Origin of the sequence: Bacteroides sp. ET71 (assembly GCF_023336905.1) — a bacterium.
Classification (GTDB): Bacteria; Bacteroidota; Bacteroidia; order Bacteroidales; family Bacteroidaceae; genus Bacteroides.
Genome location: NZ_JAMBLS010000015.1, coordinates 44413 through 68822, shown reverse-complemented (window position 1 = coordinate 68822; position 24410 = coordinate 44413). Strand labels below are relative to the sequence as shown.

Annotated in this window: 17 protein-coding genes; 7 read left to right on the top strand and 10 right to left on the bottom strand. The window is 53.3% G+C overall.

Annotated elements, in window-relative coordinates:
• The first annotated feature begins 13 nt into the window (after positions 1 to 13).
• The 6 genes from M3090_RS09475 (at position 14) to M3090_RS09450 (ending at position 7662) form a co-directional block, all read left to right on the top strand.
• The gene (locus tag M3090_RS09475; RefSeq protein ID WP_249055578.1) at positions 14 to 154 is read left to right on the top strand and encodes a hypothetical protein; all 141 of its coding nucleotides are present in this window, start codon (positions 14 to 16) and stop codon (positions 152 to 154) included.
• Between the two features lie 79 nt (positions 155 to 233).
• Positions 234 to 2714 (top strand): GH36-type glycosyl hydrolase domain-containing protein, encoded by a 2481-nt coding sequence (locus tag M3090_RS09470; protein WP_249055575.1) that lies wholly within the window; start codon positions 234 to 236, stop codon positions 2712 to 2714.
• 156 nt (positions 2715 to 2870) lie between these two features.
• Entirely contained in the window at positions 2871 to 3869 is a 999-nt protein-coding gene (locus M3090_RS09465) for an aldo/keto reductase (protein ID WP_249055574.1), read from the top strand.
• 129 nt (positions 3870 to 3998) lie between these two features.
• A complete protein-coding gene (locus M3090_RS09460) occupies positions 3999 to 6026 on the top strand; it encodes a glycoside hydrolase family 97 protein (protein WP_249055572.1) in 2028 nt (675 codons plus the stop codon).
• A gap of 335 nt (positions 6027 to 6361) precedes the next feature.
• Positions 6362 to 6997, top strand: coding sequence for a DUF4136 domain-containing protein (locus M3090_RS09455; protein ID WP_249055569.1), 636 nt, complete (start codon positions 6362 to 6364; stop codon positions 6995 to 6997).
• A gap of 35 nt (positions 6998 to 7032) precedes the next feature.
• Entirely contained in the window at positions 7033 to 7662 is a 630-nt protein-coding gene (locus M3090_RS09450) for a porin family protein (protein WP_249055567.1), read from the top strand.
• A 131-nt stretch (positions 7663 to 7793) separates the two neighbouring features.
• On the opposite strand, the gene M3090_RS09445 is transcribed toward M3090_RS09450, so the two are convergent.
• The 8 genes from M3090_RS09445 to M3090_RS09410 form a co-directional block, all read right to left on the bottom strand.
• Complete coding sequence (locus M3090_RS09445; protein WP_249055565.1) at positions 7794 to 10991, bottom strand: hypothetical protein; 3198 nt, start codon at positions 10989 to 10991, stop codon at positions 7794 to 7796.
• A 21-nt stretch (positions 10992 to 11012) separates the two neighbouring features.
• Positions 11013 to 12020, bottom strand: a complete 1008-nt coding sequence (locus tag M3090_RS09440) for a hypothetical protein (RefSeq protein WP_249055562.1) — start codon at positions 12018 to 12020, stop codon at positions 11013 to 11015.
• A 57-nt stretch (positions 12021 to 12077) separates the two neighbouring features.
• Positions 12078 to 13022 carry a fimbrillin family protein gene (locus tag M3090_RS09435; RefSeq protein WP_249055561.1) on the bottom strand — a complete coding sequence of 315 codons (945 nt, stop codon included), beginning with the start codon at positions 13020 to 13022 and terminating at the stop codon, positions 12078 to 12080.
• A 268-nt stretch (positions 13023 to 13290) separates the two neighbouring features.
• Positions 13291 to 14112 (bottom strand): DUF4469 domain-containing protein, encoded by an 822-nt coding sequence (locus M3090_RS09430; RefSeq protein WP_249055559.1) that lies wholly within the window; start codon positions 14110 to 14112, stop codon positions 13291 to 13293.
• Between the two features lie 294 nt (positions 14113 to 14406).
• Positions 14407 to 14625 (bottom strand): hypothetical protein, encoded by a 219-nt coding sequence (locus M3090_RS09425; protein WP_249055557.1) that lies wholly within the window; start codon positions 14623 to 14625, stop codon positions 14407 to 14409.
• 179 nt (positions 14626 to 14804) lie between these two features.
• Positions 14805 to 15836: a fimbrillin family protein gene (locus tag M3090_RS09420; RefSeq protein ID WP_249055555.1), complete on the bottom strand. Its 1032-nt coding sequence runs from the start codon at positions 15834 to 15836 to the stop codon at positions 14805 to 14807.
• Positions 15837 to 15886: 50 nt separating this feature from the next.
• A complete protein-coding gene (locus M3090_RS09415; protein WP_410553217.1) occupies positions 15887 to 17020 on the bottom strand; it encodes a DUF5119 domain-containing protein in 1134 nt (377 codons plus the stop codon).
• The gene (locus tag M3090_RS09410) at positions 17017 to 18021 is read right to left on the bottom strand and encodes a DUF3575 domain-containing protein (RefSeq protein ID WP_249055553.1); all 1005 of its coding nucleotides are present in this window, start codon (positions 18019 to 18021) and stop codon (positions 17017 to 17019) included. The genes M3090_RS09415 and M3090_RS09410 overlap by 4 nt, the downstream gene beginning before the upstream one ends.
• A 499-nt stretch (positions 18022 to 18520) precedes the next feature.
• On the opposite strand from M3090_RS09410, the gene M3090_RS09405 reads away from it, so the two are divergent.
• Positions 18521 to 18658, top strand: a complete 138-nt coding sequence (locus M3090_RS09405) for a hypothetical protein (protein WP_249055551.1) — start codon at positions 18521 to 18523, stop codon at positions 18656 to 18658.
• On the opposite strand, the gene M3090_RS09400 is transcribed toward M3090_RS09405, so the two are convergent.
• Both M3090_RS09400 and M3090_RS09395 read right to left on the bottom strand, forming a co-directional pair.
• On the bottom strand, positions 18646 to 21696 hold the full coding sequence (locus M3090_RS09400) for a glycoside hydrolase family 3 N-terminal domain-containing protein (protein WP_410553216.1): 3051 nt from the start codon (positions 21694 to 21696) through the stop codon (positions 18646 to 18648). The two genes, M3090_RS09405 and M3090_RS09400, sit on opposite strands and share 13 nt — an antisense overlap.
• Complete coding sequence (locus M3090_RS09395; protein WP_249055550.1) at positions 21693 to 24404, bottom strand: serine hydrolase; 2712 nt, start codon at positions 24402 to 24404, stop codon at positions 21693 to 21695. Before M3090_RS09395 ends, M3090_RS09400 begins: the two co-directional genes overlap by 4 nt.
• Between the last annotated feature and the right edge of the window lie 6 nt (positions 24405 to 24410).

Genomic DNA, 24410 nt, shown 5'->3' with positions numbered 1-24410 from the left:
AAGATAAGCCAGAATGAAACAGAAGACTGGTACTATTTTATCAAAAGATGCCACTATTTTATCAGGCAATGTCATTTCCCTATCATTTATGGTAAAAAAACGCGAAAATAACAGCGGAAATGATGCCCATTCAGTAAAAAATCACTATTTTTGAACCGCGTCGCCCCGCCGGGGCAACCATTTGACCGAGAGATCTACATATCCATCAATAACTATTATAAAGACCAAGACACATGCAAGACAAGAAGTACGGCTATTTTGACGACGCCCATCGCGAATACGTCATCACTGACCCGCAGACACCATGGCCCTGGATCAACTACTTGGGCAACGAAGATTTCTTTTCACTCATATCGAACACAGCCGGAGGATACAGCTTTTATAAGGATGCCAAATTCCGCCGCATCACACGCTATCGCTACAACAGTGTCCCGATGGACAACGGCGGACGGTACTTCTACATCAAAGACGGCGAAACCGTCTGGTCGCCGGGATGGAAGCCGTGCAAGACTCCGCTGGACAGTTACGAGTGCCGTCACGGCATGAGCTACACGCGCATCACCGGTGCCAAGAACGGCGTAGAGGCCAGCGTGTTGTTCTTCGTACCCCTGAAGACGTGGGCCGAAGTGCAGAAATTGACCCTGCGCAACACGGGCGAAGCAACCAAACGCCTCAAACTCTTCTCCTTCGCAGAGTGGTGTTTGTGGAACGCCGCCACGGACATGGAAAACTTCCAGCGAAACTTTTCCACGGGCGAAGTGGAGGTAGACGGCTCTGTCATCTACCACAAGACAGAGTACAAAGAACGCCGCAACCACTACGCCTATTACAGCGTCAACGTGCCCATCCAAGGTTTTGATACCGACCGCGAGACGTTCATCGGGCTGTACAACGAGTTTGCCAACCCTCAGAACGTTGTGGCCGGACGCCCGTCCGACAGCATCGCCCACGGCTGGAGCCCCATCGCCTCGCATTACATAGAGGTGGAACTGGCTCCGGGCGAGAGCCGCGACTTCATCTTCCTGCTGGGGTACGTGGAGAATCCGCAAGAAGAGAAATTCGAAGCAGCCAACCCTGCCGTGCTGCAAAGCACACCCAGTTGCGCCCTGGTGAACAAGAAACGGGCCAAAGCTACCATAGCAGCCTTGGACACGACGGACAAGGTGGACGCTGCGTTCGAGGAACTGAAAGTTTATTGGGACCGGCTGCTGGATGCCTACGTGCTGGACAGCGGCGACGAGAAGCTCGACAGGATGGTGAACATCTGGAACCAGTACCAGTGCATGATTACGTTCAACATGTCGCGCTCTGCCTCGTTCTTCGAGAGCGGCATCGGACGCGGCATGGGTTTCCGCGATTCGAACCAGGACCTCGTGGGCTTTGTGCACCAGATTCCGGAGCGTGCCCGCGAACGTATCATCGACATTGCCTCCACGCAATTCCCCGACGGAGGCTGTTACCACCAGTACCAGCCGCTGACGAAGCGCGGCAACAATGACATCGGCGGTGGCTTTAACGACGACCCCATGTGGCTGATTTTCGGAACGGTGGCCTATATCAAGGAGACGGGCGACTTCGGCATCCTGGACGAACCGGTGCCGTATGACAATCAGCCGGGTTCGGAAGTATCGCTGTTCGAACACTTGCGCGTGTCGTTCAACCACGTGGTGGAGAATCTGGGCCCGCACAAGCTGCCCCTCATCGGCCGGGCGGACTGGAACGACTGCCTCAACCTGAACTGCTTCTCGTGGGACCCGAACGAATCGTTCCAGACGACGGAGAACAAGACGGAAGGCTCGAAGGCCGAATCGCTGATGATTGCCGGCCTGTTCGTGGTCTGCGGACGCGACTACGTGCAACTCTGCCGCGAGCTGGGCAAGACGGAAGAAGCCGACCGTGCCCAAGCGTGCGTGGACGAGATGGTGGAAGCTGTGAAGCAACACGGCTGGGACGGCGACTGGTATCTGCGCGCTTACGACTTCTTCGGCAACAAGGTGGGGTCGAAGGAAAACGAGGAAGGGCAGATTTTCATCGAGTCGCAAGGATGGTGCACCATGGCCGGCATCGGACTGGAAGAAGGGATGGTGCAGAAGGCACTGGATTCGGTGAAGGAACGCCTGGACTGCGAGCACGGCATCGTGCTGAACAACCCGCCTTTCACACGCTACGTGGTGGAATACGGCGAAATCTCCACCTACCCCGCGGGCTACAAGGAGAACGCCGGCATCTTCTGCCACAACAACCCGTGGGTCATCATCGGCGAGACGGTGCTGGGACGAGGCGACCGCTCCTGGGAGTATTACCGCAAGATATGCCCGGCCTACGTGGAAGAAGTGCACAGCACCTTGCACAAGGTAGAGCCTTACGTATATGCGCAGATGGTGGCCGGCAAGGACGCCGCCCGCCCGGGAGAAGGTAAGAACAGTTGGCTGACAGGCACGGCGGCGTGGAACTGGTATGCCATCACGCAGTTCATCCTCGGCATCAAACCCGGCTACGAAGGACTGGAAATAGACCCGTGCATCCCCGCCGGCTGGAAGGGCTTCCGCATCCGCCGCCGCTACCGGGGCGCGGAGTACGACATCCGCATCACGAACCCTGCCGGGGTCTGCCGGGGCGTCAAGAGCCTCACGGTGGACGGCGTGACGGTCAAGGGCAACGTGGTGCCGCTGCAGAAGGACGGCACACACACCGTAGAAGTCACGCTCGGCTAAGACTGCTTAATGAAGAATGATGAATGAAGAATGAAGAATTTTCCGTCCCAAACAGAAACTGATTTCGGACGAAGGACATAATTCTTCCTGCTTCATTCATCATGGCTTCTTTATCCTGATATTCTCAATTCTTCATTCTTAATTCTTCATTCTACCATGATTTCCCCCATTTATTCCCCCGCGCCCGACCGTTATGAGAACGGCATGAAATACCGCCGTTGCGGCCGGAGCGGCATCCTGTTGCCCGAGATTTCCCTGGGCTTCTGGCACAACTTCGGCGACGTGGACACGCTGGCCCGCTCGCAGGCCATCGCACACTACGCCTTCGACCACGGCATCACGCACTTCGACCTGGCGAACAACTACGGCCCCTCGTACGGCTCGGCCGAGGAGACCTTCGGGGTGCTGATGAAGAAGTCGTTCGCACCCTACCGCAACGAGCTGTTCATCTCCACCAAAGCCGGCTATGACATGTGGCCCGGCCCCTACGGCAACTGGGGTTCGCGCAAGTACTTGATGAGCAGCCTCGACCAGAGCCTGCGCCGCATGAACCTGGACTACGTGGACGTGTTCTACACCCACCGCTACGACCCCGACACCCCGCTGGAAGAAACGCTCCAGGCCTTGGTGGACATCGTCCGCGCAGGCAAGGCGCTTTATGTGGGCATCTCGCGCTATCCCAAAGAGGCGGCCAAGACGGCCTACCGCTACCTGGAGGAGCGCGACGTACACTGCCTGCTCTACCAGGGCAAGTACAACCTGCTGAACCGCGAGCCGGAAGAAGAAGGGATCTTGCGGCAGGCGCAGAAGAACGGCACGGGCTTCATCGCCTTCTCGCCCCTGGCACAAGGATTGCTGACCAGCCGCTACCTGGACGGCCAGATACCGGCAGACTCGCGCATGGCACGGGAGACGTCGCTCAAGGAAAGTGCACTCACCCCCACCCTCTTGTCCCGCCTGAAGGAACTGAACAAGCTGGCCGCCCGGCGCGGGCAAACGCTGGCCGAAATGGCCCTGGCCTGGGTGCTGCGCGACGAGCAGGTATGCTCCGTCATCGTCGGCGCCAGCAGCGTAGAGCAACTGGCCGACAATCTGAAAGCCCTGGCGAACACCCGCTTCACGGACGAAGAGCTGAAAGAAATAGACCGCCGGTAACCGACGACAGCCACAGTCCGGAAGAGCCGCGGCTCTTGTCCGCCAGAAGCACGGCCCGTGTCCGTCAGAGCCAAGGCCCGCATACCCTTCAATGATTCATCTGAACAACTCTAACAAAAACAACGTTTTATGAAAAACAAACTTTTACTGAAATGCCTGCTTGCCGCCTGCGCCCTGACGGGTCTTGCCACCGCACAAGCACAAGACTACCAACTGACATCGCCCGACGGCAAACTGAACATCGGTATCTACACCGACGGACGGCTGCAATGGTCCGTCAGCCACGACGGCACCCGGGTGCTGCTGCCTTCGGACATTGCCCTGAAAGGCGTAGAAAAATCATCGTCCGGAAAAGCCATCAGCTTCGGCCCCGACGTAAAGGTGCGCAAAGCCACGCGCCAATCGGTGAACACCTCGTTCGCCACGCCCTTCTACAAGAAAGCCGAAGTGAAGGACGAATACAACGCGCTGACCCTGAAGTGCCGCGGCGGATTCAGCGTAGAGTTCCGCGCCTACGACGACGGAGCGGCCTATCGCCTGGTGTCCGAACTGCGCAAGCCTTATGATGTGATGGCAGAGACCGCCGACTTTAACTTCGCGCAACCCGGCCGGGCGTTCATCCCCTACGTCAACGACAACCGCAACGGCGAGCGTTACTGTTTCTCCTTCGAATCGTACTACGACGAAGTGCCCTTGTCGCAGATGCACGCCGACTCACTGGCCATCACACCGCTGCTGGTAGAGGTGGCCGACGGCAAGAAAGCGACCGTCATGGACGGCGGTGTGGAAAACTATCCCGGCATGTTCCTCACCTTCAACGAAGAAACCCGCCAGGGCGTGCAGGCCGCCTTCGCACCCCTGCCCGTAGAAACCTTCATCGGCGGGCACAACCGGCTGAACCTGATTCCGTCGGAACGAGCCGACTACATCGCCAGCATCGACGGGCCGCGCACCCTGCCCTGGCGTGCCGTGCTGGTAACGACCCAAGACACTCAACTGGCCGACAACGACATGGCACAGCGCCTGGCGCCTGCCTGCCGCATCGACGACACGTCGTGGATCAAGCCCGGCAAGGTGGCATGGGACTGGTGGAACGCCTGCAACCTGAGCGGAGTCGACTTCAAGGCAGGCATGAACACCCCGACGTACAAGGCTTACATAGATTTCGCCGCCCAGCATAAACTGGAATACATCATCATCGACGACGGATGGAGCACAACCGAATCGCTGACCGAAAACCTCAACCCCGACATCAATCTGCCCGAACTCATCGCCTACGGCAACCAGAAAGGGGTAGGCATCATCCTCTGGGCAGCCTGGCGGAACGCCGCCCGCAACACCGAGGCCGACTTCGCCCACTACGAGAAGCTGGGCATCAAAGGCTTCAAGATTGACTTCTTCGACCGCGACGACCAGCCCGCCATGCAATCCATCGAACAGATTGCCGCCTGCGCCGCCCGCCACCACCTCTTGCTGGACCTGCACGGCATGAAACCTTTCGGCCTGCAACGAGCCTATCCGAACCTGGTGAACTTCGAAGGCGTCAAGGGCCTGGAGAACTGCAAATGGGAACCCACGGTGAACGGCGTGCCGATGCACGACTTCCCGCGCTACGACGTCACCATCCCCTACCTGCGCCAGTTGGCTGGCCCGATGGACTACACGCCCGGCGCCACGATGAACGCCAACCGCTGGAACTTCCGCGGCATCAACGACCAGCCCATGTCGCAAGGCACACGCGTACACCAGATGGCGATGTACACCATCTTCGAAGCACCGTTGCAAATGCTGGCCGACAGCCCCTCGAAGTACGCCAAAGAGCCTGAGTACACCGACTTCATCGCACAAGTGCCCACCACCTTCGACCAGACCGTCGCCCTGGACGGCCAGGTGGGCGAATACATCGTCCTGGCACGCCGCAAGGGCAACACCTGGTTCATCGCCGCCATGACCAACTGGACACCGCGCGACCTGACGATAGACCTCTCGTTCCTGCCCGCCGGCAGCCACGAGGCAGTCATCTTCAGCGACGGCATAAATGCCGACCGCGATGCCACAGACTGGCAGTCGGAGACGCGCAAACTTTCGCCCACAGACAAACTGAACGTACACCTCGCCCCCGGCGGAGGCTGGACGGCACGCGTCACAGTGAAATAAACAGATACACGGATTGACATCCGGACAGCCGCCGACCCTCATTTTGTCAGGCCGCACCCACGTGAAGCATCTTCTGGCATACAGACACAGCCAGAGATGCTTCACTTGCTTTCAGCAGTCCCACCGCAGGCACAAAGACCGGAAAAACCGTTTGCACTGAATCCCAGACACATAAGCCGCACACAGCCGGCACCACACAGCCTTATGGAGTGCTAAATCTTGTTTTCTTCCATTAAAATGCGCGCCTCCGATGCAAACAATCCGGGCCACGGTACGTTTATTGTGTGTAGTTTCTCGCTACCAAACGAAATCAACAACCTAAACAGATAGAACGTATGAAAAAACTAATTCTCATCACACTGGCAGCACTGACACTGGCTGCCTGTGAAAAACAAGCGGACACGGACGAATTGGAAGGACGGTATGTCGTCTACACCAGCTACGACCCGCAAACCGATTTCAGCAGCCTGGGCACCTACTACCTGCCGGACAGCATCCTGATTATCAGCAATTCGCTGCAACCGACGTACAGCACCGGCACACAGGCGCAAGAAATCCTGCAAGCCTGGGCAGACAACATGGAGACGCGCGGTTTCACCCGCTCGGAAAAACGCGAAGATGCCGACCTCGGCCTGCAAGTGAGCTACGTGGAGAATACCTACCACTTCAACTCCATTGACTGGGGCGGATGGGGCTGGGACTACCCCTGGTACTGGGGGCCTGGTTACTGGGGCTATTGGGGCGGATGGTACTACCCCTTCGTCGTCAGTTATTCCTTCAATGCCGGCACCTTCCTGGCCGAACTGGTAAACCTGACATCGCCGCAAGGCGAAGACCAATCGCTGCCCGTCGTGTGGAACAGTTGCATGAGCGGCGCCCTGAGCGGCAGCACACGGCTGGACACCATGCTGGCCATAGACGCCGTCAACCAGGCTTTCGCCCAATCGGCCTACCTGTCCAACACGCAATGAACACCATTTCCTAAACCTAAAAAGAAACATGCAGTATGAAAACAAGAAGAAATCTATGGACAAGCATCTGTGCAACCATGCTCCTTGTGCTGGCAACCACCCTGCCGGCACGGGCACAGATGAGCGATAACGGCTATGCCAGCGTGGACTGGCAATACAACTTCCCCGTCGGAAACAGCTTCGCCAACCACTCCAGCGGATGGGGCATGCACGTCGAAGGCGGCTACTACCTGAACGACCACTGGGGCCTCGGCCTGTTCCTGGCATGGCACACCAACCACGAATACATCCCCCGCACCGTGCTGCCCCTCAGCCCTACGGAAAGCCTCAGCACCGACCAGCAGCACAGCAATTTCCGCCTGCCCTTTGGCGTGGCGGGCCGCTATTCGTGGAACCGTGGCGGCGCCTTCCAGCCCTACGTCTCGGTAAAGGCAGGAGCCCAATACGCCCGTCTTTCCTCGGCCTTCAACATCTTCGAAGCAGAGGACAAGACATGGGGTTTCTACGTCTCTCCCGAAATAGGCCTGAACATCTTCCCTTGGGCCTACGGGCCGGGGCTGCACCTGGCTGCCTATTATGACTACGGCACCAACCGCGGCCACCTCCTGACGTACGACCCGGAAGGGATGAACAACGTAGGCCTGCGCATAGGCATCTCCTTCTGACCGCAGGCACACAAAAAGGGGCTGCCTGCTCTCAGACAGCCCCCAACAAAACAAACAAACGTTTTTCTTGCATTGCTGCAAGGAAAAGCCTCCTCGCAAGGAGGAGGGGGTGGCGCCTCACGGCGACACGATTAGTTATCAGAGTCCCTTATACAACGTACATAACCGCGTTCATCCGTATTGTTTTGCAACATAAACACATCGTTTTCTGCATTCCAAAGAAAACCATCACGATTATTGTTGTATGGCGATTGTCCATCCATTGAGAAAGCGGTCTGGCTAATGTAATAAGTTGGACGGAGACCAGAGAATGTTTTAGATTCCTGATGTTCACTAAAATTCCAAAATTCTCCCCACCCGGAATCCCGCACCCAATACGTAGCCACTACGCTATACACTGGCCATTGATCAGACGACATCCGAGAACTCATTATTAACAATTCCCGTTGATTAGGGACACGGTATCCATTCGGACAAGGATTAGATGTCTGATACCATTCCCAACTATGTTGATTAATCCAATTATAACCGGCATCATTTTCGGTTGAAGAGCTAATATAGGGATCAGTGTTACCACCATTCACAGGTTGTAACCGATTCTCGGGATAAGCATCCGCTCCAACAATAAATTTCTGATACGGTCTGTTCTCCGCATCTCGTTCGTTATGTACAGGTAACGGCGTCGTCTCACGATTGGTACGGCGGGCTTTGGAATTCATCCGCCTCATATCTATTGTATAAGTACCGTCATTATTGTCTATCACTTCAACTAAATCTTCCGGGACAGTCGAAACATCGTTCAAAGCAATGCCTAAATTTCGTATGCAACGGTAAGCATAATTACTACCATTCAACGCAAGCGAACCGCTATTGCCTCCATAACTTCCACGCGAAGCACCTTCTTCCGCCCAAAGCACCCACGGCGCATTATCGTTGGCATTGTACGAACTGGACGTATAATGCCAATACACACCATTTACTCCTTGTGCTCCCGGACGGTCGGCCTGGTTTGTCGGATAAAGACGTGACTGTTCATCTAACGCATATTCCCCTAAATAGATATCTATCAATTGGTCAATAGAAGCCAAATACCAACGCACCTCCTCATCATCTATCTTATCATCCCCATTTATGTCACGATTGCGCAACAAACAGGCATAGGCTGCCGATTCATAAGCGGATTTCAATTGATAACGTTCGGAGGTCTCTATAATGTCTGACCATGTTTTGCCTTCCGTCCATCGCAACATATTGGCACGCCCATTGCGAGTGTCCGTTGCATCAGTTGAAATCTCACCAACAGGTAAACGTCCATAATTACTGCCAATCTTTTCCATAACAGATTCCAACCCCCAAGCAGTTGTCACATTATTAACATCAAACACAGTACGGATAGCCCTTTGCGTAAATGTGTAGAGTGAATTTACTACGCTTGACGCACCATCAGGACTATACACTATATCTTTGTCAATACCGCTATTGTCATCAAACGGAACAATGATATGCAACTGACGGTCTTCCCTATCCACACATTCTTGCCATAAAGTCAAGCGTTCCTCTCCTGTGGCCGGATGTTTGAAATAGAGGTTTTCGTCCACAAAAGCGGTAATGCAGATATGTCCGTCTGTAGCGCCCGTTGCGACAAGCTCAGACATATCTGCATCTTCAGCCTTTTTCTGTTTCAGATAAGTTATCAACTGATCTATGTCGAGCAAACCATTAGGGTTTGGCATTGTTTCACTATACGCAATATCTCCTGGATACTTCACATATTTATTGTAAGCAGTATTATGCAATTTATTAATGGCAAACTTAATCCATTTATAGTCTTCCACACCACTGAAGTCCGTGCTTGCAGAAGTATGTATGCCCGACGCGAAGGGCGTTTTAATACCCCATGCCAATTGGTCTGTCACATCTTCCGGCTTAATTTCAAGCAGACAACGGTCAAAATGCGAATCCAACTCGTATATCGTATTAGTGCTATATACGACGTCACCTTCATAACCCGGTCGTACTTCATCCTGATTAGTCACTTCCACCAAGATATTATCAATGCCCTTTACAGTAACCGTATAGATATAACGTCCGTTCCGTTTGGTATCATAGTCGTTAGCATCTTGGCTAAAATATCCTAGATGAATAGTAAATGTTACGTCGGCATTGACTTCATAATTTTGCCCATCTGTGTAAGACAAATGTCCGGTCAACAACAAATAGGTAGCATTATCATTAGCATACATAAAGTCTGTATTAACATATATCTGCCCAGGTTTAGACGGATCGGTTTCCGCCTTTGTATTACGTTTGTCACGCAAGGCATAACCATCTGTGGGAGAAATCCGCTGCTTATAACGAGTCCGGTTCTCTGGCATATAAAAAACGAAACTTCCCCCTGTGTAATAAGGAGTATTGTCGTCTTCAGCACTGTTCATCTTTTCAAATGGCAAAGCATCAGTATCAAAATATTCGCACGTCACATTATCCACACGCTCCGCATCCCAGTTTTTTCCTTCAGCATCTTCCCACGGACCTTTATACGCCACATTCTCATAAGGAAGCAACAACGTTTGTCTAGGAACCCGTTTTAGTTGCCAAGTCTTCGGTTCAAAAGAAAAATTCTTCCACTCTGTTTTGGCAGCTTCCGACTTCACCGTCACCTCGACTTTGGCGTCGGTACGCCGTAATTTCAACGTACAGTCCAAAGTAGATACATTCCCTTCTTTACCAGATATCGTAATACTGTTACTAGGCTGTCCATCCGGACCTATTATTTCGGCATAACCAGTCATTAAAAACAATGCCCCACGCTCGACAGAAGCATTAACCATAGGTAAGACAGTTTCTTGCAATTCCTGCAATGAAGTAATGGCATCCATTTGTTCTTTCGTGGCAGTATAAGCAGTTGCAGTAGTAGTCGTTTCCAAATTGGCAATGCCGATAATACGGGCATCATTTACAGAGCCGACATAAAAGGTAACGTTACCACGCGTCGGGGAATTTTCATTCCCGTTTGTTACACTCATTCCCGTATTGGCATCAAAGAAAGCCTTGTTATTACCATCAGATGCATCTTTAGTCCATACACGGTTGCCATTGGAGTCGAACACAAATACATACAAATTTTCCACCCGATATTCATATTCCGAAGCCACGGCAGCACGGGTATAGACAGGGCTTACATTAACCCCGAAGGGCAAAGTTACGCGGGTAGGTATGCCTTCTACCACACGTTTTTGAAAATGAATCAGTTCATCGTCGGTACAAGCGCTCAAGACGAGAGCTATGCTGACCAAACAGGTAATAAGATATTCCTTAATTCGTATCATGGTAACATGTTCTATATGGTTTTATTCAAAAGGAGGAACTTCGATCGGATATTCGTCCCAATCTGTCACTTCGAAATTGAGAGTTATCCCGACAGCTGTCGTAATGCGGGCTGTTATATTCACCTGCGTATTGCGACGAAAAGAGTTGTGATTGGGAGCAAATACCAAAGCTTCATATTCTTTCACATTGGTACTTAAAGCAAGGGTATAAGGATTGTCTCCCATAGGATTCATATAAGCATATGTGGGATAAATATAGGCAGAAAGCTTATCGGTTTTTCCGCCCGCAGCGATTGAAATACTTTGGTTTTCATAACCAAACTCAGTATATTGAGCATTATCGGGCACATCAAGGTTATATTCCGGGAACAAGTACAAGCGGTCGCCACTGAAAGGGCCGAATTTCACGCTGGTCAATTCTATATCGCTCGCAGTAACATTCTCTACGGTCAAACTGAGTTTTACGACAGCCCGTTCCATTTCGATGTTGACAGGTAGCATGTCTTTGCTGACCTTCACAGCCTGTCTACCGGTCATGGGCAACCCATCCTGTGCTATGTCAGGACCCAGTTTGGGGAAGTGACGATTTGCCTGTTCATCTACAAACAAGACTTTGCCATTGCTAACCAAATCCTCTCTTATCTGTTCGTCCGTATAGCTTTTACCTAAACTTGCCTCGTTTGCAACGACATAGAACATGGTTTCACCGATGGGCACATGAGGAATGGTAATGGTTTCCACCAAACTATTACCACCGGTAATGGCAGGCATATCGTTGTAGACAATCTCTCTGTCCTCACCACTGCCCGTGGTGACAATAACACGTAATGTGCGGATACCTTCATATTGCGATGCATCGACATAACGTGTGCCGACAGAAGGTTCACCTGTACCGGCAGCGATACGCAAGGTCACCGAAGTCGTATCTTCCTCTGCCTGCACGATTTCAAGCTCATTGTTTTCGCAGGCTACGAATATCATGCAACACAATGACATGAAAAACAAAATGCGATAAGATAAACTTTTCATTAGCGGATTCTTTTCTGTTTCACTCTATTGTCCTTTGATGATTTTCATTGATAAAGATTACCATTGCACCGAATGGTCTGACTGTTCCCAGTCTTTGACTGTCACTGTCAACTTCACATCAACACCGTTCAGCGGAATAGTGACAGCATAATTGTAACGACAACCTGCCGCCCATTTTTCTGTTTGAGATGTATGCAACGAAAGAATAGCTTCACGTTCTTCGGTATCGTTCGCATACTGATATTTCAGTTTCAATGTCACATCCGTCAAGTCAGCATCCGGCATCAACAACAAATCCCCTCCGAAAAAGGTGGCCGAAAGCGCATCGGTTGTCAATGAAATGTTTGTACTGACAAAAGGCGATTGCTCTGTAGAGGTTTGCAGAAGGTTCCAAACGCCACCTATGTACGAACCTTTATAACCCGCTCCTACTAAAGCAGCTGAGGTCACTATGACGGCATCTCCTTCGGAAGTAACCGTAAACGACAGACGGCTCAACAGATGCCCGAACCTCAGCCCCACCGCCGACGGCGGATTGCTGCCGTCCACATCCGTAGCGCTCGCCGTCATCAGATCCAGCGCATCCGCTCCCGTCTGCGAGGCATCGAAGTCGTCAATCGTTATCGTCCCATCTTGGGAAACCTGAGCATTGACATCCGTCGGATACACCGCATAAAAATCATACGTCTTCCCCGCAATCCAGTACTGCGTCCCGTCGTAGCTCCACGAGTTACCGCCGACGTTCGTCACCTCTTCAGCGTTGAATACCTGCCGGGGGTTCGTACCCGCAGCATTGTCGGCATACCAGCCCCACACGGAGAAGGCATCGTCGGCACCGAAACCGTCTTTTGCCGCACGCGTCTCGGGCGTCTGAAAAGAAATAGGGACAGGGCCGTCGGCAGGGGTATTGCCGCCGTCGGTCACCTCGTTTGTGCAGGCCCCCAACACCAAGGCCAGCAGGCCGGACAGGGAGGTTGCCAAGAAACTTGTCTTATTCGTCATCGTTGTTTTCAATGTCTTTGTTTTTTATTACTAGTTACGAGCTACGAGTTGTTTCCTGCATTTAATGAATCGTTAAACGAGTATTTAACGACCCATTAAACGGGTATTTAACGACCCATTAAACGAGTATTTAACGACCCATTAAACGGGTATTTAACGACCCATTAAACGAGTATTTAACGACCCATTAAACGAGTATTTAACGACCCATTAAACGAGTATTTAACGACCCATTAAACGAGTATTTAACGGTCGCTTAAATACCGGTTCATCCGAAGGTGCCCTGCCCGCTGTCGTCATCGTCGCCATCTCCCGAGTCAGTCACTTCACCCACCACGATGGGGTGCGGCAAGGTGAAGCTGCGAGGTTCCTTGGTCTGGTAGCTTCCACCGGCGAAACAGGTGGTCACCTGCACCGTCCACTCTCCCTCGGTCACGCCGGCGGGCAGGCTGAACTGGAGCTTCTTGGGCGTGTTGGGCGACACCTTCACGGGCGGGATGAAGAACGACGTATCGGGGTCGGACACCGAAGTCAGCGTGATGCCCACCGACGGGTCGTCGCCCACCAGCTTCAGCCCGTTGCCCGTCAGCACCGCCATCTCGCCTCCGGCCATGGGCAGGGGGACGCGCGTCGTGGCGTCGGTAAAGGCACTGGTCATGCCGGCAATGTAAGGCCCTGTGGCAGCGGGTTGCAGGAAATAGTGCAGCTTGGCCTTTTGCAAGGCTGCCTCCACGGCAGGACCTTGGCGGAAGGAGGCATACACCTTCACCTGCTCGCGGTCGACGGCTTGCGAAAGCTCATCGTCCGTCACCACGCCCGATGCCACGGGGCGGGCATAGAAGGCGTCGGCCGACACGCAATAGCCACTGGCCACGGCCAGCGACACTTCTTCCATGAATATTTCTATGATGCTTTTCACGCGGGCCGGCTCTTCGCCCAGGCGGTCGGCCACAGAGGCAGCGATGTCCTCCTGCGTCAGCGGTGTGCTCTGCGTGTGCACCTTGACGGTATAGTCATTGTCCACATCGGGTGTCAGTTCGTTGGGATAAGCCTTCAAGTTGAGGTCGAGGGCGTACTTCAGTTGTGCCATACGTTTGTTCTCCTATTCGTTAAGTTAATACTGTGTGAACGAACGATGACAGGAAGGGGAATGATAATTTAATAGTTGACAAGGGGACGAGTTAACAAGGCAACAAGGCTTCGTTATGGTTGACAAGTTAACAAGTTTGACAAGGGATAAGTTCCGTCCTTGTGGTCTTGTTAACTCGTCCCCTCGTCAACTAAATTCCCATTTCCCATCCTGTCAAAGTCCTCGTGCGGACATCAGTCCGCCTGGTGGCTGCGGGGGCGGCCAAGCCCCGGCAACCGGTAATGAGAATGAAATTCACTTCCTCAGTCTGTCGAGGATATCCTCCATCTCTTCAATGCTTTTTGCGGGAATTAATTCCCTCCCTTTACCTACCACGAAAAAATCCGTATCATCCTTCACGACGATTTCACCGTATTGATTGCGGAAATACGTCAATCCCGGGTATTCAAAAAGATTCAAATCCTCCACCGGAGTAAAATGCAGAACCTTTATAACTTGTTCTTCTCCAATCATAATTACATTTATGAATATAACATTTTACAGCGTCATTCTACACGGCTGTTTTCTCACTGCCACCCCTCTTATCTCCCCCGATAACGGGGGAGATAAGAGGGGTATCGAGGGGCTCACTATGTATTATGCAATGGTTTAGTGAGATGTCTCGACTGCGCTCGACATGACAGAAAAAATAATCAGTTAGCTGAAGGAGTGATAGTAGTATCTGTAGCATCCTTCCAAGAATCTACAGAAGTAGTAAATTCTATTTTCTTGTCTTTCAGTTCATCGTCAATCATATCTGCTGTAATCTTGGTTGTGTATTTATAACGATAACCAGGCGTCCAAGTATTTTCAGCTAATGAGATATCCGGATCATTCTTATCTGTTCCACTAAATGACAGATATCCAGTGAAATTCTTTGTCTTAGTCGGATTTGATGGATAGTTCGTATCGCTCAATGTAGCCGTAAAGGTTACAGTCAAGGCATCTGTACCATCCTGCGGAATCACCAACTTAGTCTGCGAAGCTGTATAGTTTTGAGCAGAATTAGCAATATCTACATTCTTATCTACTGCAAAATCTTCATAAGTATAACCCTTACTTTCTTCAGGTGTTGGCCAACTTACACTACCATCATACGTGCCGGTAGCCTTACTAACAGCATTATTTATCTTCACATTAGAAATAACCAATGTATAATGGTCAGCAGCATCCGTAGTAAATTCAAAGGCAACCTGGCTCAACATGTGCTTAAAATTCAAAGAAACAGCATCTTGACTACTTACATCTGCACCTGTACTTGCAGAAGCAACGGCAGCTACCAAATCTTTAGCATCATCAGGAGTATAGCTGGTAAATGTCAATGTACCATTTGTTCCAGTTCCAGCAGCGAACGACACTGCAGTAGCAGTTGCTAAATCACCTGCTGCTCCATCAGCATAAGCACCGAATCTATAATAGCTGCTGGGTTCCCAATAATGCACGGTACTACCTAATTCGTTACTGAAAACAGTTTTTCCCCACGTAGTTTGATCTGCATCATACATACCGAACACATAAAACTCGCTGTTTGCCAAAGAGCTAACCTCAGTCACCGCCTTTGTGTTATTGTTCACAAAAGAATTGAACCCAATAGCTCGATTCTGTGCCACTTCAGTCACTTCCTCATTCGTACAGCTTGCCAGAGCCGCTACGGCCACGCCAAGCACAAATAAACTTTTCTTCATAACTAAATAAAATTAAAGTAAAACATATTATTAATTAAACATATCTCGCATCATTCCAGCGGTAGGGGGATGTCCACGTAGTCACCCCAGCCATCCACGTCCACATCGAAACCGCCGCTTCCCTCCTGGCCGTCCTCATCGCTCACCTCGATGCCATCCACCAGAATGACACCGCCGCGAGGCTGTTTCTCCACTTGGGCAGTCACGTCGAACTCATAGTCCAGTATCTTGCCGTTGTTCAGACGCACCTCCAGATTCAGCGTATAGACTTGTGCGGCACGGCCGTAACCCTCGCCGGGATAGTTGGGCACCCCGAAAGTCTGCACCTGCGCCTCGGCGCCATAGCTCTGCAGCGTGCAGTCATAAAGCACCGTGGCAGCCTCCTCGCCGGTATGCCCGTCCTGAAGGTAGACACTCTCGGCCATGCCGGCCAAAGCCCCGCGTGCCAGGGCCACATATTCCAGCCCGTGGCTGAACTCATAGCGCACCAGGTAGGTGTAGACCAACGGGCGCATCGTCAACGGCAAATCCACAGGCTCCACCGTCTTCTGCGCCTCATACTCGTCCACGTATGTGCCATACAGCATGTCCGGCTCATTGATAGTGCGCTCATCTGCATGGGCGGGCGTGCTGGTAAAGGTAGTCCGTGTACGGGTACGCGTCGTGGCCGAAGCCGCAGCCGAAGCATCCAGGTCGCTGAACACGATATACTCCGTATCATTGTTATAAAACAGCAGGCTGTTCATTCCCTCGGCCATAGACAGACGTCCGCCTTCCGCCTCCAGGTTGTATTCATTATACCGGTTGCCCTGGTCGGGATAGACCAACACGCGGATACCGTCGGCCACGTCGGGGCGCAGCTCGTCATACGAGCAACTGAAATCTTCCATCCAGTTCTGTTCCCAATCCGTCTCGTGCATACGCTCCCATTCCTGCTCCCAGTCGGCCACGACATTCACCTTGACTGCCCAGCCGTGCTCGTCATGCGTATAGCACAAATCCTTGCGGCAACCGGAAAGCAGCAAAAGAATGATGAATGATGAATGAAAAATGAAAAATTTTCCGCTCCCAAAGAGCGAAGCACTCCTACGGGCATACCCCGTCATACAAGCCAGAAAAGCTTCCCGGCGCACACGCCATTCCCCATTCTCCCTTCTTGATTTTTCATTCAGATTCCGTTTCATCGCTTCCCTCCTTTCTCCGTCCAGCGGCCAATGTTCCATACGAAAGCAAATTTCAGCTTCAGCGGTCCGAAATAGCTCAGGCGGCTGCTCTGCTGGTAGACGTAATGCCCGTCGATGGGCAGGTATTCTTCATACCACGTGTGCATGAATCCCACACCGATGCCCGCCTCGAAAGCGAAATACTTGCCCACGGGAAACATATACCCGTAGCTCAGTCCGGCCATCACTCCTTCTCCCTGATAACCGCGCCCGCCGTTCTCCAGGTCATACCACCCGCCTCCGGCGAAAAGGCCGACATAGTGCCCGCGGCGGTTGCCCTGCGGCTTGAACCAATAACGGGCTTCGGGAACGATGGTCGCCAACTGGTAATACTTATGGTCACCGTTGTTATGCCACCAGGCCATGTTGCCCTCCACGCCCACCGACCAACGCTCGTTGAAGCGGTAGGCCACCTCGAGCGAAGGCATCAGCAGTGCATCATACAGCAAGTTCGACTTCAGATACCAAGGTGTGGAAACGTATTCGCGCACCACAGGAGCAGGTTCTTCCGCTGGCTCTTCCACCACCACTGGCTCGGGCTCGGACACAGGAGTTACCGGCACCGTATCGGCCACCTCGGCAACAGGCTCCGGCACGGCAGGCTCAGCCAGAAGCGTGTCAGGCGCCTCTGCCACAGGCTGTGGGCGGGGCGGCTCGTAGCCTTCGACGTATTCGATGCCCAACAGGGCCACTACGTCTTTGATGCCATGATAAGAACGGGTGGAATTGAACGTGCGGTAATACGCTTCTTTCATGCCGTGGTGCGTGATAAACCACGATTTCACCTGATTACTGCGGTTCTTGGCCGCTGCCAGGTTAGCCGCTTTACTGCCAAAGGAGCCGCAGAAACCACGGATAGACACATAGGCATGACCGGCCTCAATGGCTTCCCGATGCTTGTCCAACAGAGAAGCCGCCTCGGCAATGGCCTTGTCATTACCACGAAATGGGGAATAGAACATCCGTTTTCCTGGAACGAAACGGAACAGTATGGCTGTATCTTGCGGTGTCTCTCCGGAAGCCGGAGGAACGGAAGGAGCCTGAGCCCACAAAAGGGGACAGCACATTACGCAGATCAGCAGCGTGAATAATAGTCGGGATGTCCGAATCATAAATAGCATTTATTATAGGCAGACACCGCACCTCAGAGAAGTTTACGGGTCTGTTGTTTGTTTTTGTTTGCCTAAAAGTCTGTTTAAAATTCATTTCCCCTGTCATTTCGAGCATTGTCGAGGAATCTCGCTATGCGTATAAGAAACGTTCAGGAGATGTTCCGACTACGCTTCGCTCTGCTCAACATAATAGAAAGAACGATTCTATACAGGCCAAGTCGTTATTGCTTGTTCACGTTATTTAGGTTTTCTCTAAATCGCCTTGCAAAATTACATGTTACTTTCTAAACGACCAAATAAAACACCACAATTTTTCTCAATCGGACATCTTTCAGCGAAAGACAAACACATGTCCAACGGAAACGCCGGACAAAAGTCACGCCTCGTCCGCACACAAAGCATGCTTCATGCGGACAAGAAGAAAACGCCTGCCACACACCGGGAAGCAAGCACTACCCAAAGAAGAAAAGACGATTACAAAGCCTGATAAATGGCCTGCTGGATACGTGTGCGGATGTCGAGCTTCGAAAGCTTGTTGTTCCACACATGAGGGAAGATACGATTGGAAAGGAAAACATAGACCAGGCGATTATCCGGGTCCACCCAGGCACAAGTGCCGGTAAATCCCGTATGCCCATAGACCGAGGACGGAGCCTCTTCACAGCAAGGGCTGCGGCGGGGATTGCGTTTGTCAGGCTTGTCGAAACCAAGCCCCCGGCGGCTGGTGCGGGACAAAGTCGTAGTAAACACCCGGCAAGTCTCGGCACTGAGGAAGCGGTGTCCGTTCCATTCGCCACCGTTCAGCAGCATCTGATACAGCACAGCCTGTTCGTGGGCATTAGAGAACAAGCCCGCATTGCCCGACACTCCCCCCAAGAATGCCGCCGACTCATCATGCACGAAGCCCTGCAACGTATCCTTCCGCAAGAAGCCATCTACCGATGACGGGACTATGCGCACAAGCTTCTCCCATGTCGAAGGACAGAACCCCGTATGTGTCAAGCCCAGAGGACGATAAAATTCTTGCGCCAGAAACGCATCCATCGGCATCCCGGCCCGTGCCTCGACCAACTGCTGCAGAAGAATGAAACCCACGCAACTATACCGGTAACGGCGGCTCAACAAAGGCGCTTCCACAATCTGCTGCAAGCACACCTGCTTAAAACGGGGATTCAGCCACAGGCTATCAGCCAACCGCCACGTGCACGAATCGGTGCGCACCGCCGAAGCCAGCCCCTGGTGGAAACGGAAAGAAGCATCGGCCCATGTCCGGGCGCCGATACGTGCCGTATGCAACGAGTCGCGCCTCCCGCGAAACAAACCACCCCTGCAACTATCTTCGTCGATAGCTGCTCGGTAAAACAAGATGGTAGACGGCAGGCCCGATTCATGCAACAAAAGCTGACGCACCGTGATGTTCTGTTTGTCCGTCCCCCGCAAATAAGGCAGATAATCCGACACCCGGTCGGTCAAGCTGATACGTCCCCGGTCATACAGCTTCATCACCGCCAAAAGCGTCGCACTGGTCTTTGTCAATGAAGCGATGTCATACACATCGTCCGGCCGGACCTGCATCGTGTCAGCCCTCATCCCCCGGCCTCCCCGGTGCGTGCCGAACGCTTTGTTGTAAATCTCCTGCCCGTCTTTCCAGACCACGACCTGACAGCCCGGATAAGCCCCCTCACGGATGCCCTCACAGGCAATCCGGTCTATCTTCTCCAGCCCTGCGGCATCCACCCCCAGCTCCTTCAGCGAGCGGGGCGGTACCTCCGAAGGCTGACAATCCACGCCCTCGCCCGCAGCAAACCAATTGCCCACTGCCACAGACAAACGCCCGTCAGCTCCGGCACGCCCCGTCAGCACATCCGCCGCCAGCCGTTGCATTTCCCCGTCAGACTGGTGCGCCTGCAACAATACGTCTGGCTTCGGTCCGAAATCGCGCGGCACCTGCAATGCCGACACAAAGTTTACATAGACAGAGCGGACATCCTGCGGCAAAAAGCGGGTAAAGAACGGGCGGTAAGCTTCCATCTTCCGCTCGGCCAGACAAACCACCAGACATGGATAAGCAGCCAGTTTCTTCTGCAAACTCCGCATGGCTTCCTCAGACATGCCTTTCGCCAGACGAAAAACCGCCGGACGCACCGCTTTCGACAACTCGTCCATGAAAGGAGCCAGCGTTTCAGCCTCACCCACCTGCAAGACAGCCACACGGGCCTCTGCTCCCCCTAAAGGCAACAGTCCCCGGGCATCGCCTGCCACAACCAGCGAAGCTTCCTTCAGTCGATGCATCAAATCGCGTGCATGAGGCACATTCAGGCGCACATCCAAGCCCGACAGACGTATGTGAGGACGACGTGTCAGCCCCAAAGCATATTTATAGGTCAGCACTTTACGGCACTTACGGTCAATCTCGGCCTCCGGCAGTTCGCCGCTGCGCACCGCCTTCCATACAGCCTCCAGCTCGCCCGCTATGCTGCGCGGCGCCAGCAACAAATCGTTCCCGGCCTTCAGGGCTTGCAGACACAAGTGCTCGTGATTGGCAACACCCCGCATAGCCAGCGCGTCAGTAAAGACCAAGCCTTTGAATCCCAATTCGTCTTGCAGCAGCCCGCTCACAACCTTCTCCGAAAGCGATGCCGGCAGTCCGGCCTCATCTTCCAACACAGGCACCTCCAGATGCCCCACCATGATGCCCCCCAATCCGGCATGAATCGCACGGCGGAAAGGATACAGTTCCACGCTGTCCAGGCGTTCGCGCGTAAAGGACAAAACAGGCAATGCCTTGTGTGAATCGACATTGGTGTCACCATGCCCCGGGAAATGCTTGCTGACAGACAAAACGCCGCCACTCTCCAGCCCACGGGAATAGGCCACCACCTTACGCCCCACTTCCACCGGATTCTCTCCGAAAGAGCGCGTATTGATGACCGGATTTTCCGGATTGACATTCACATCGGCCACCGGAGCGAAATTGACCTGCACCCCTATCTCGCGGCATTGCCGAGCCACCTCACGCCCGTATTCATACAACAGACTATCGTTGCGGATACAGCCCAGCACCATGTTGCGCGGAAACGAAGGAATCTCCTTCAGACGCATGCCCAGTCCCCATTCCCCGTCAAAAGTCATCAGCAAGGGGACAGTGGCCATTTGCTGGGCCTCGTTGGTCAGAATCGCCTGATTCTGTAACTGCCCGCCCGAAAAGAGCAATCCGCCCACCTTATACTCCCGCACCACCTTGCGCAGCAAGTCGCGGTTCGCCTTGTCCGTCTGCGGAGCTATGGTATAAATGAACAACTGCCCGATACGCTCTTTCAAACTCAGGCGACGCATCACAGAGTCTACCCACTGCCGGCACGGTTCATTGCCCTGCAAAGATTCCACCAGCACCGGCACCTCATGAGGCAACGGCAAAGAGTCAATAGGCAAGAACCTGCACTGTGCTCCGAGCACCGCCGGCAGAGCACACAAGGCCAGCAGACACCATTTGCCCCAACGGGCTTTCCCTTTTTTCCGCATCATAAATTCTCCTCCTTCACCAAACTTTTGAAAATCAATTCCTGAATATCCGTGCGAATGTCCATGTCACTCAGCTTGGTATTCCATACATCCGGGCAAACACGGTTGCTGAGAAACACATACACCGTACGGCTTCCCGGGTCGACCCAGGCACACGTCCCCGTAAATCCCGTATGCCCATACACCGCCTCCGGTGCAGAAGGTGCACAAGGACTGCGCTTCACGATAGAAACATCCGGCTTGTCAAAACCCAGTCCCCGGCGGCTGAGCAACGACTTCTCCGTAGTAAACAAACGGCAAGTCTCTTCGCTGAGGAACCGTTTGCCCTTCCACACGCCACCGTCCAACAACATCTGGCAAAGGGCTGCGACCTCGCCAGCCGTTGAGAACAAGCCCGCATGGCCGGCCACGCCCCCCAACAAGGCAGCCGCCTCATCGTGCACGTATCCGCACAAATCCTGCCGACGCAGGAAATCATTAAAGGCCGTAGGCATGATGTCTGACTTCGGGAACTTCTCCAGCGGGCAGAACAACGTGCGCTGCAAGCCCATCGGTGCATAAAACTCCTTAGCCACATAGAGGTCAAGAGGCAATTGAGTGATTTCTTCCACCACCTGCTGCAACAGGATAAAGCCCAAATCGCTGTACACATAATGCCGCTCGCCCAACTTGCACCGGGCTATCTCACGCAACATGGTCTGCTTGAAGTTTTTGTCCAGCCACATGCCTTCGGCCACGTGCAACGTATGTCTGCCCGACGGTTTGTTGGCCATCAGGCCCTTGCGGAACTTGAAATCGGAACTGTAATAGCTATGCTCGCTCACACGCGTCTGGTGCCATTCATCCGACCAGCTCTGCGCATATGGCCCATGCACAGAGCGGGGATCAATGGCAGACAAATAAAAACGGATATAAGGGGGCAGTCCGGATTCATGCAGCAACAAATCGCGGATGGTAATACGCCGCTTGTCCGTGCCACGCAGCAAAGGCACATAGTTCGAAACACGGTCTTCCAGCTTCAACCGGCCTTCGTCATACAGTTTCATCACTGCCAGCAACGTGGCCGTCACCTTGGTCAAAGACGCCAGGTCAAAAAGGTCGGTCGGACGCACGGCAGTCGTGTCCGTGTACGAATGGCAGCCAAAGCCCCTGTCATACACCGGATGCCCATCTTTCAGCACCAAAATCCGGCAACCGGGATAAGCCCCCGCCTCCAATCCCTTGCGGGCAATATCGTCTATGCCTTGCAATACGTAAGACTTCATGCCATAATCGTCTGGCAACACGGCTACCGGCTCCATGCCCACCTTAATGTCGCACCCCGTACCCTTGGGAAACTTCCTGCCCACTGCAACCGATAAACGCCCGCAGGCCTCAGCCTGAGCAAAAAGCACTTTGGCCACACGTTGCTGCAAATCAGGTTCGGCCGAATGGGCCAGCACGACAGCATTGGCGTGGGACAGAGCCGGCAACAGAAGCGGCAGCAAACGGCCGGACGTAAAGCAAACATAAACCAGCGGTGCCGGCAGGTTCAGTTCTCTCAAGAAATCCACGTCGGCTTCGCCCACATAATTGACTCCCGCCACGCTGACCACCACACGTCCAAACTCCTGCAACTGCCGGCGAATGGCTTCTTTTTCGCTTTCATCCGCTCCCCACGGCAAACGGAAACAACGGATGCCGCCAGCATGTTCCTGCATTGCTTCCACAAAAACCGAATCGCTGCCCTGGGCTCCCAGGCTCAGCAAGGCTATCCCCCGGCCGTCAGGAGCAGGCGACAAGGGCAAGACACCAAAATAATTGTTCAATACCGTAACCGCCTTCTCACGCAACAGCGCTGCCAGACGCCGGGCCTCGTCCGTGCCGATACGGAAACTCATGCCACTCACCTGCAATTTGGCCGGGCGTTGATACAATCCGGCACGATACTTACAGGCCAATACCTTGCGGCAACGCTCTCCAATGCCTTCCTTCGTCAGCCTGCCGGACTTGAGGGCAGCATGCAGAGAGGCGATTGCCTCTTGGGCGTCCAGCTCCAGGCACACCATGTCACTGCCGGCTTCCAGATAATCGGCCGCTCCCGAATGGAGAACGGCAGAAGGCACCAGACTGTCGGCCAACAGGCGCAAGTCCGAAGGCACAGACAACACACCCTCGCCAGCCAGTCCCCGGACATAAGCCTCCAGCGAAGCAGGCACCGAAGCCAGTTGGGCATGTACGCCCAGCAGACGGAGTTCGCGGCCTATCTCCGTTCCATACTCTTCCAGCAGGCGGTCGTCTGTGATGCACTCCAAAGCATTGCAATCCGGGAAACGGGGCTGTCCTTTCCGCCCGGTATCCAAAGCACTCCCGCCATCCACAGCCATCAACAGAGGCACCCGCGCATCCTTCTGTGCCAGGTTGGTCAACATGGCCTGTTCTTCTGCCGAGCCTTCGGCAAAGACAAGGCCGCCAATCTTGTATTTTTTCACCAATGTACGCAGATGCTTGCGGGCAGCCTTATCTGCTCGGGTAGGGAAAGTGACCATCAGCAACTGCCCCATCTGTTCCTGGAGGCTCAGCCCGTCCATGACCGAATCCACCCAGTGATTCATCTTCTCATCGGCCGGTTTCGGCGCAATCACCCATCCCTCTTGCGCCCTCAATTGCAGAGGAGCAGCCCACAAAGCAGCCCAACCGGCCAGCACAAACAAGCATACGATTCTCTTCATAAACAT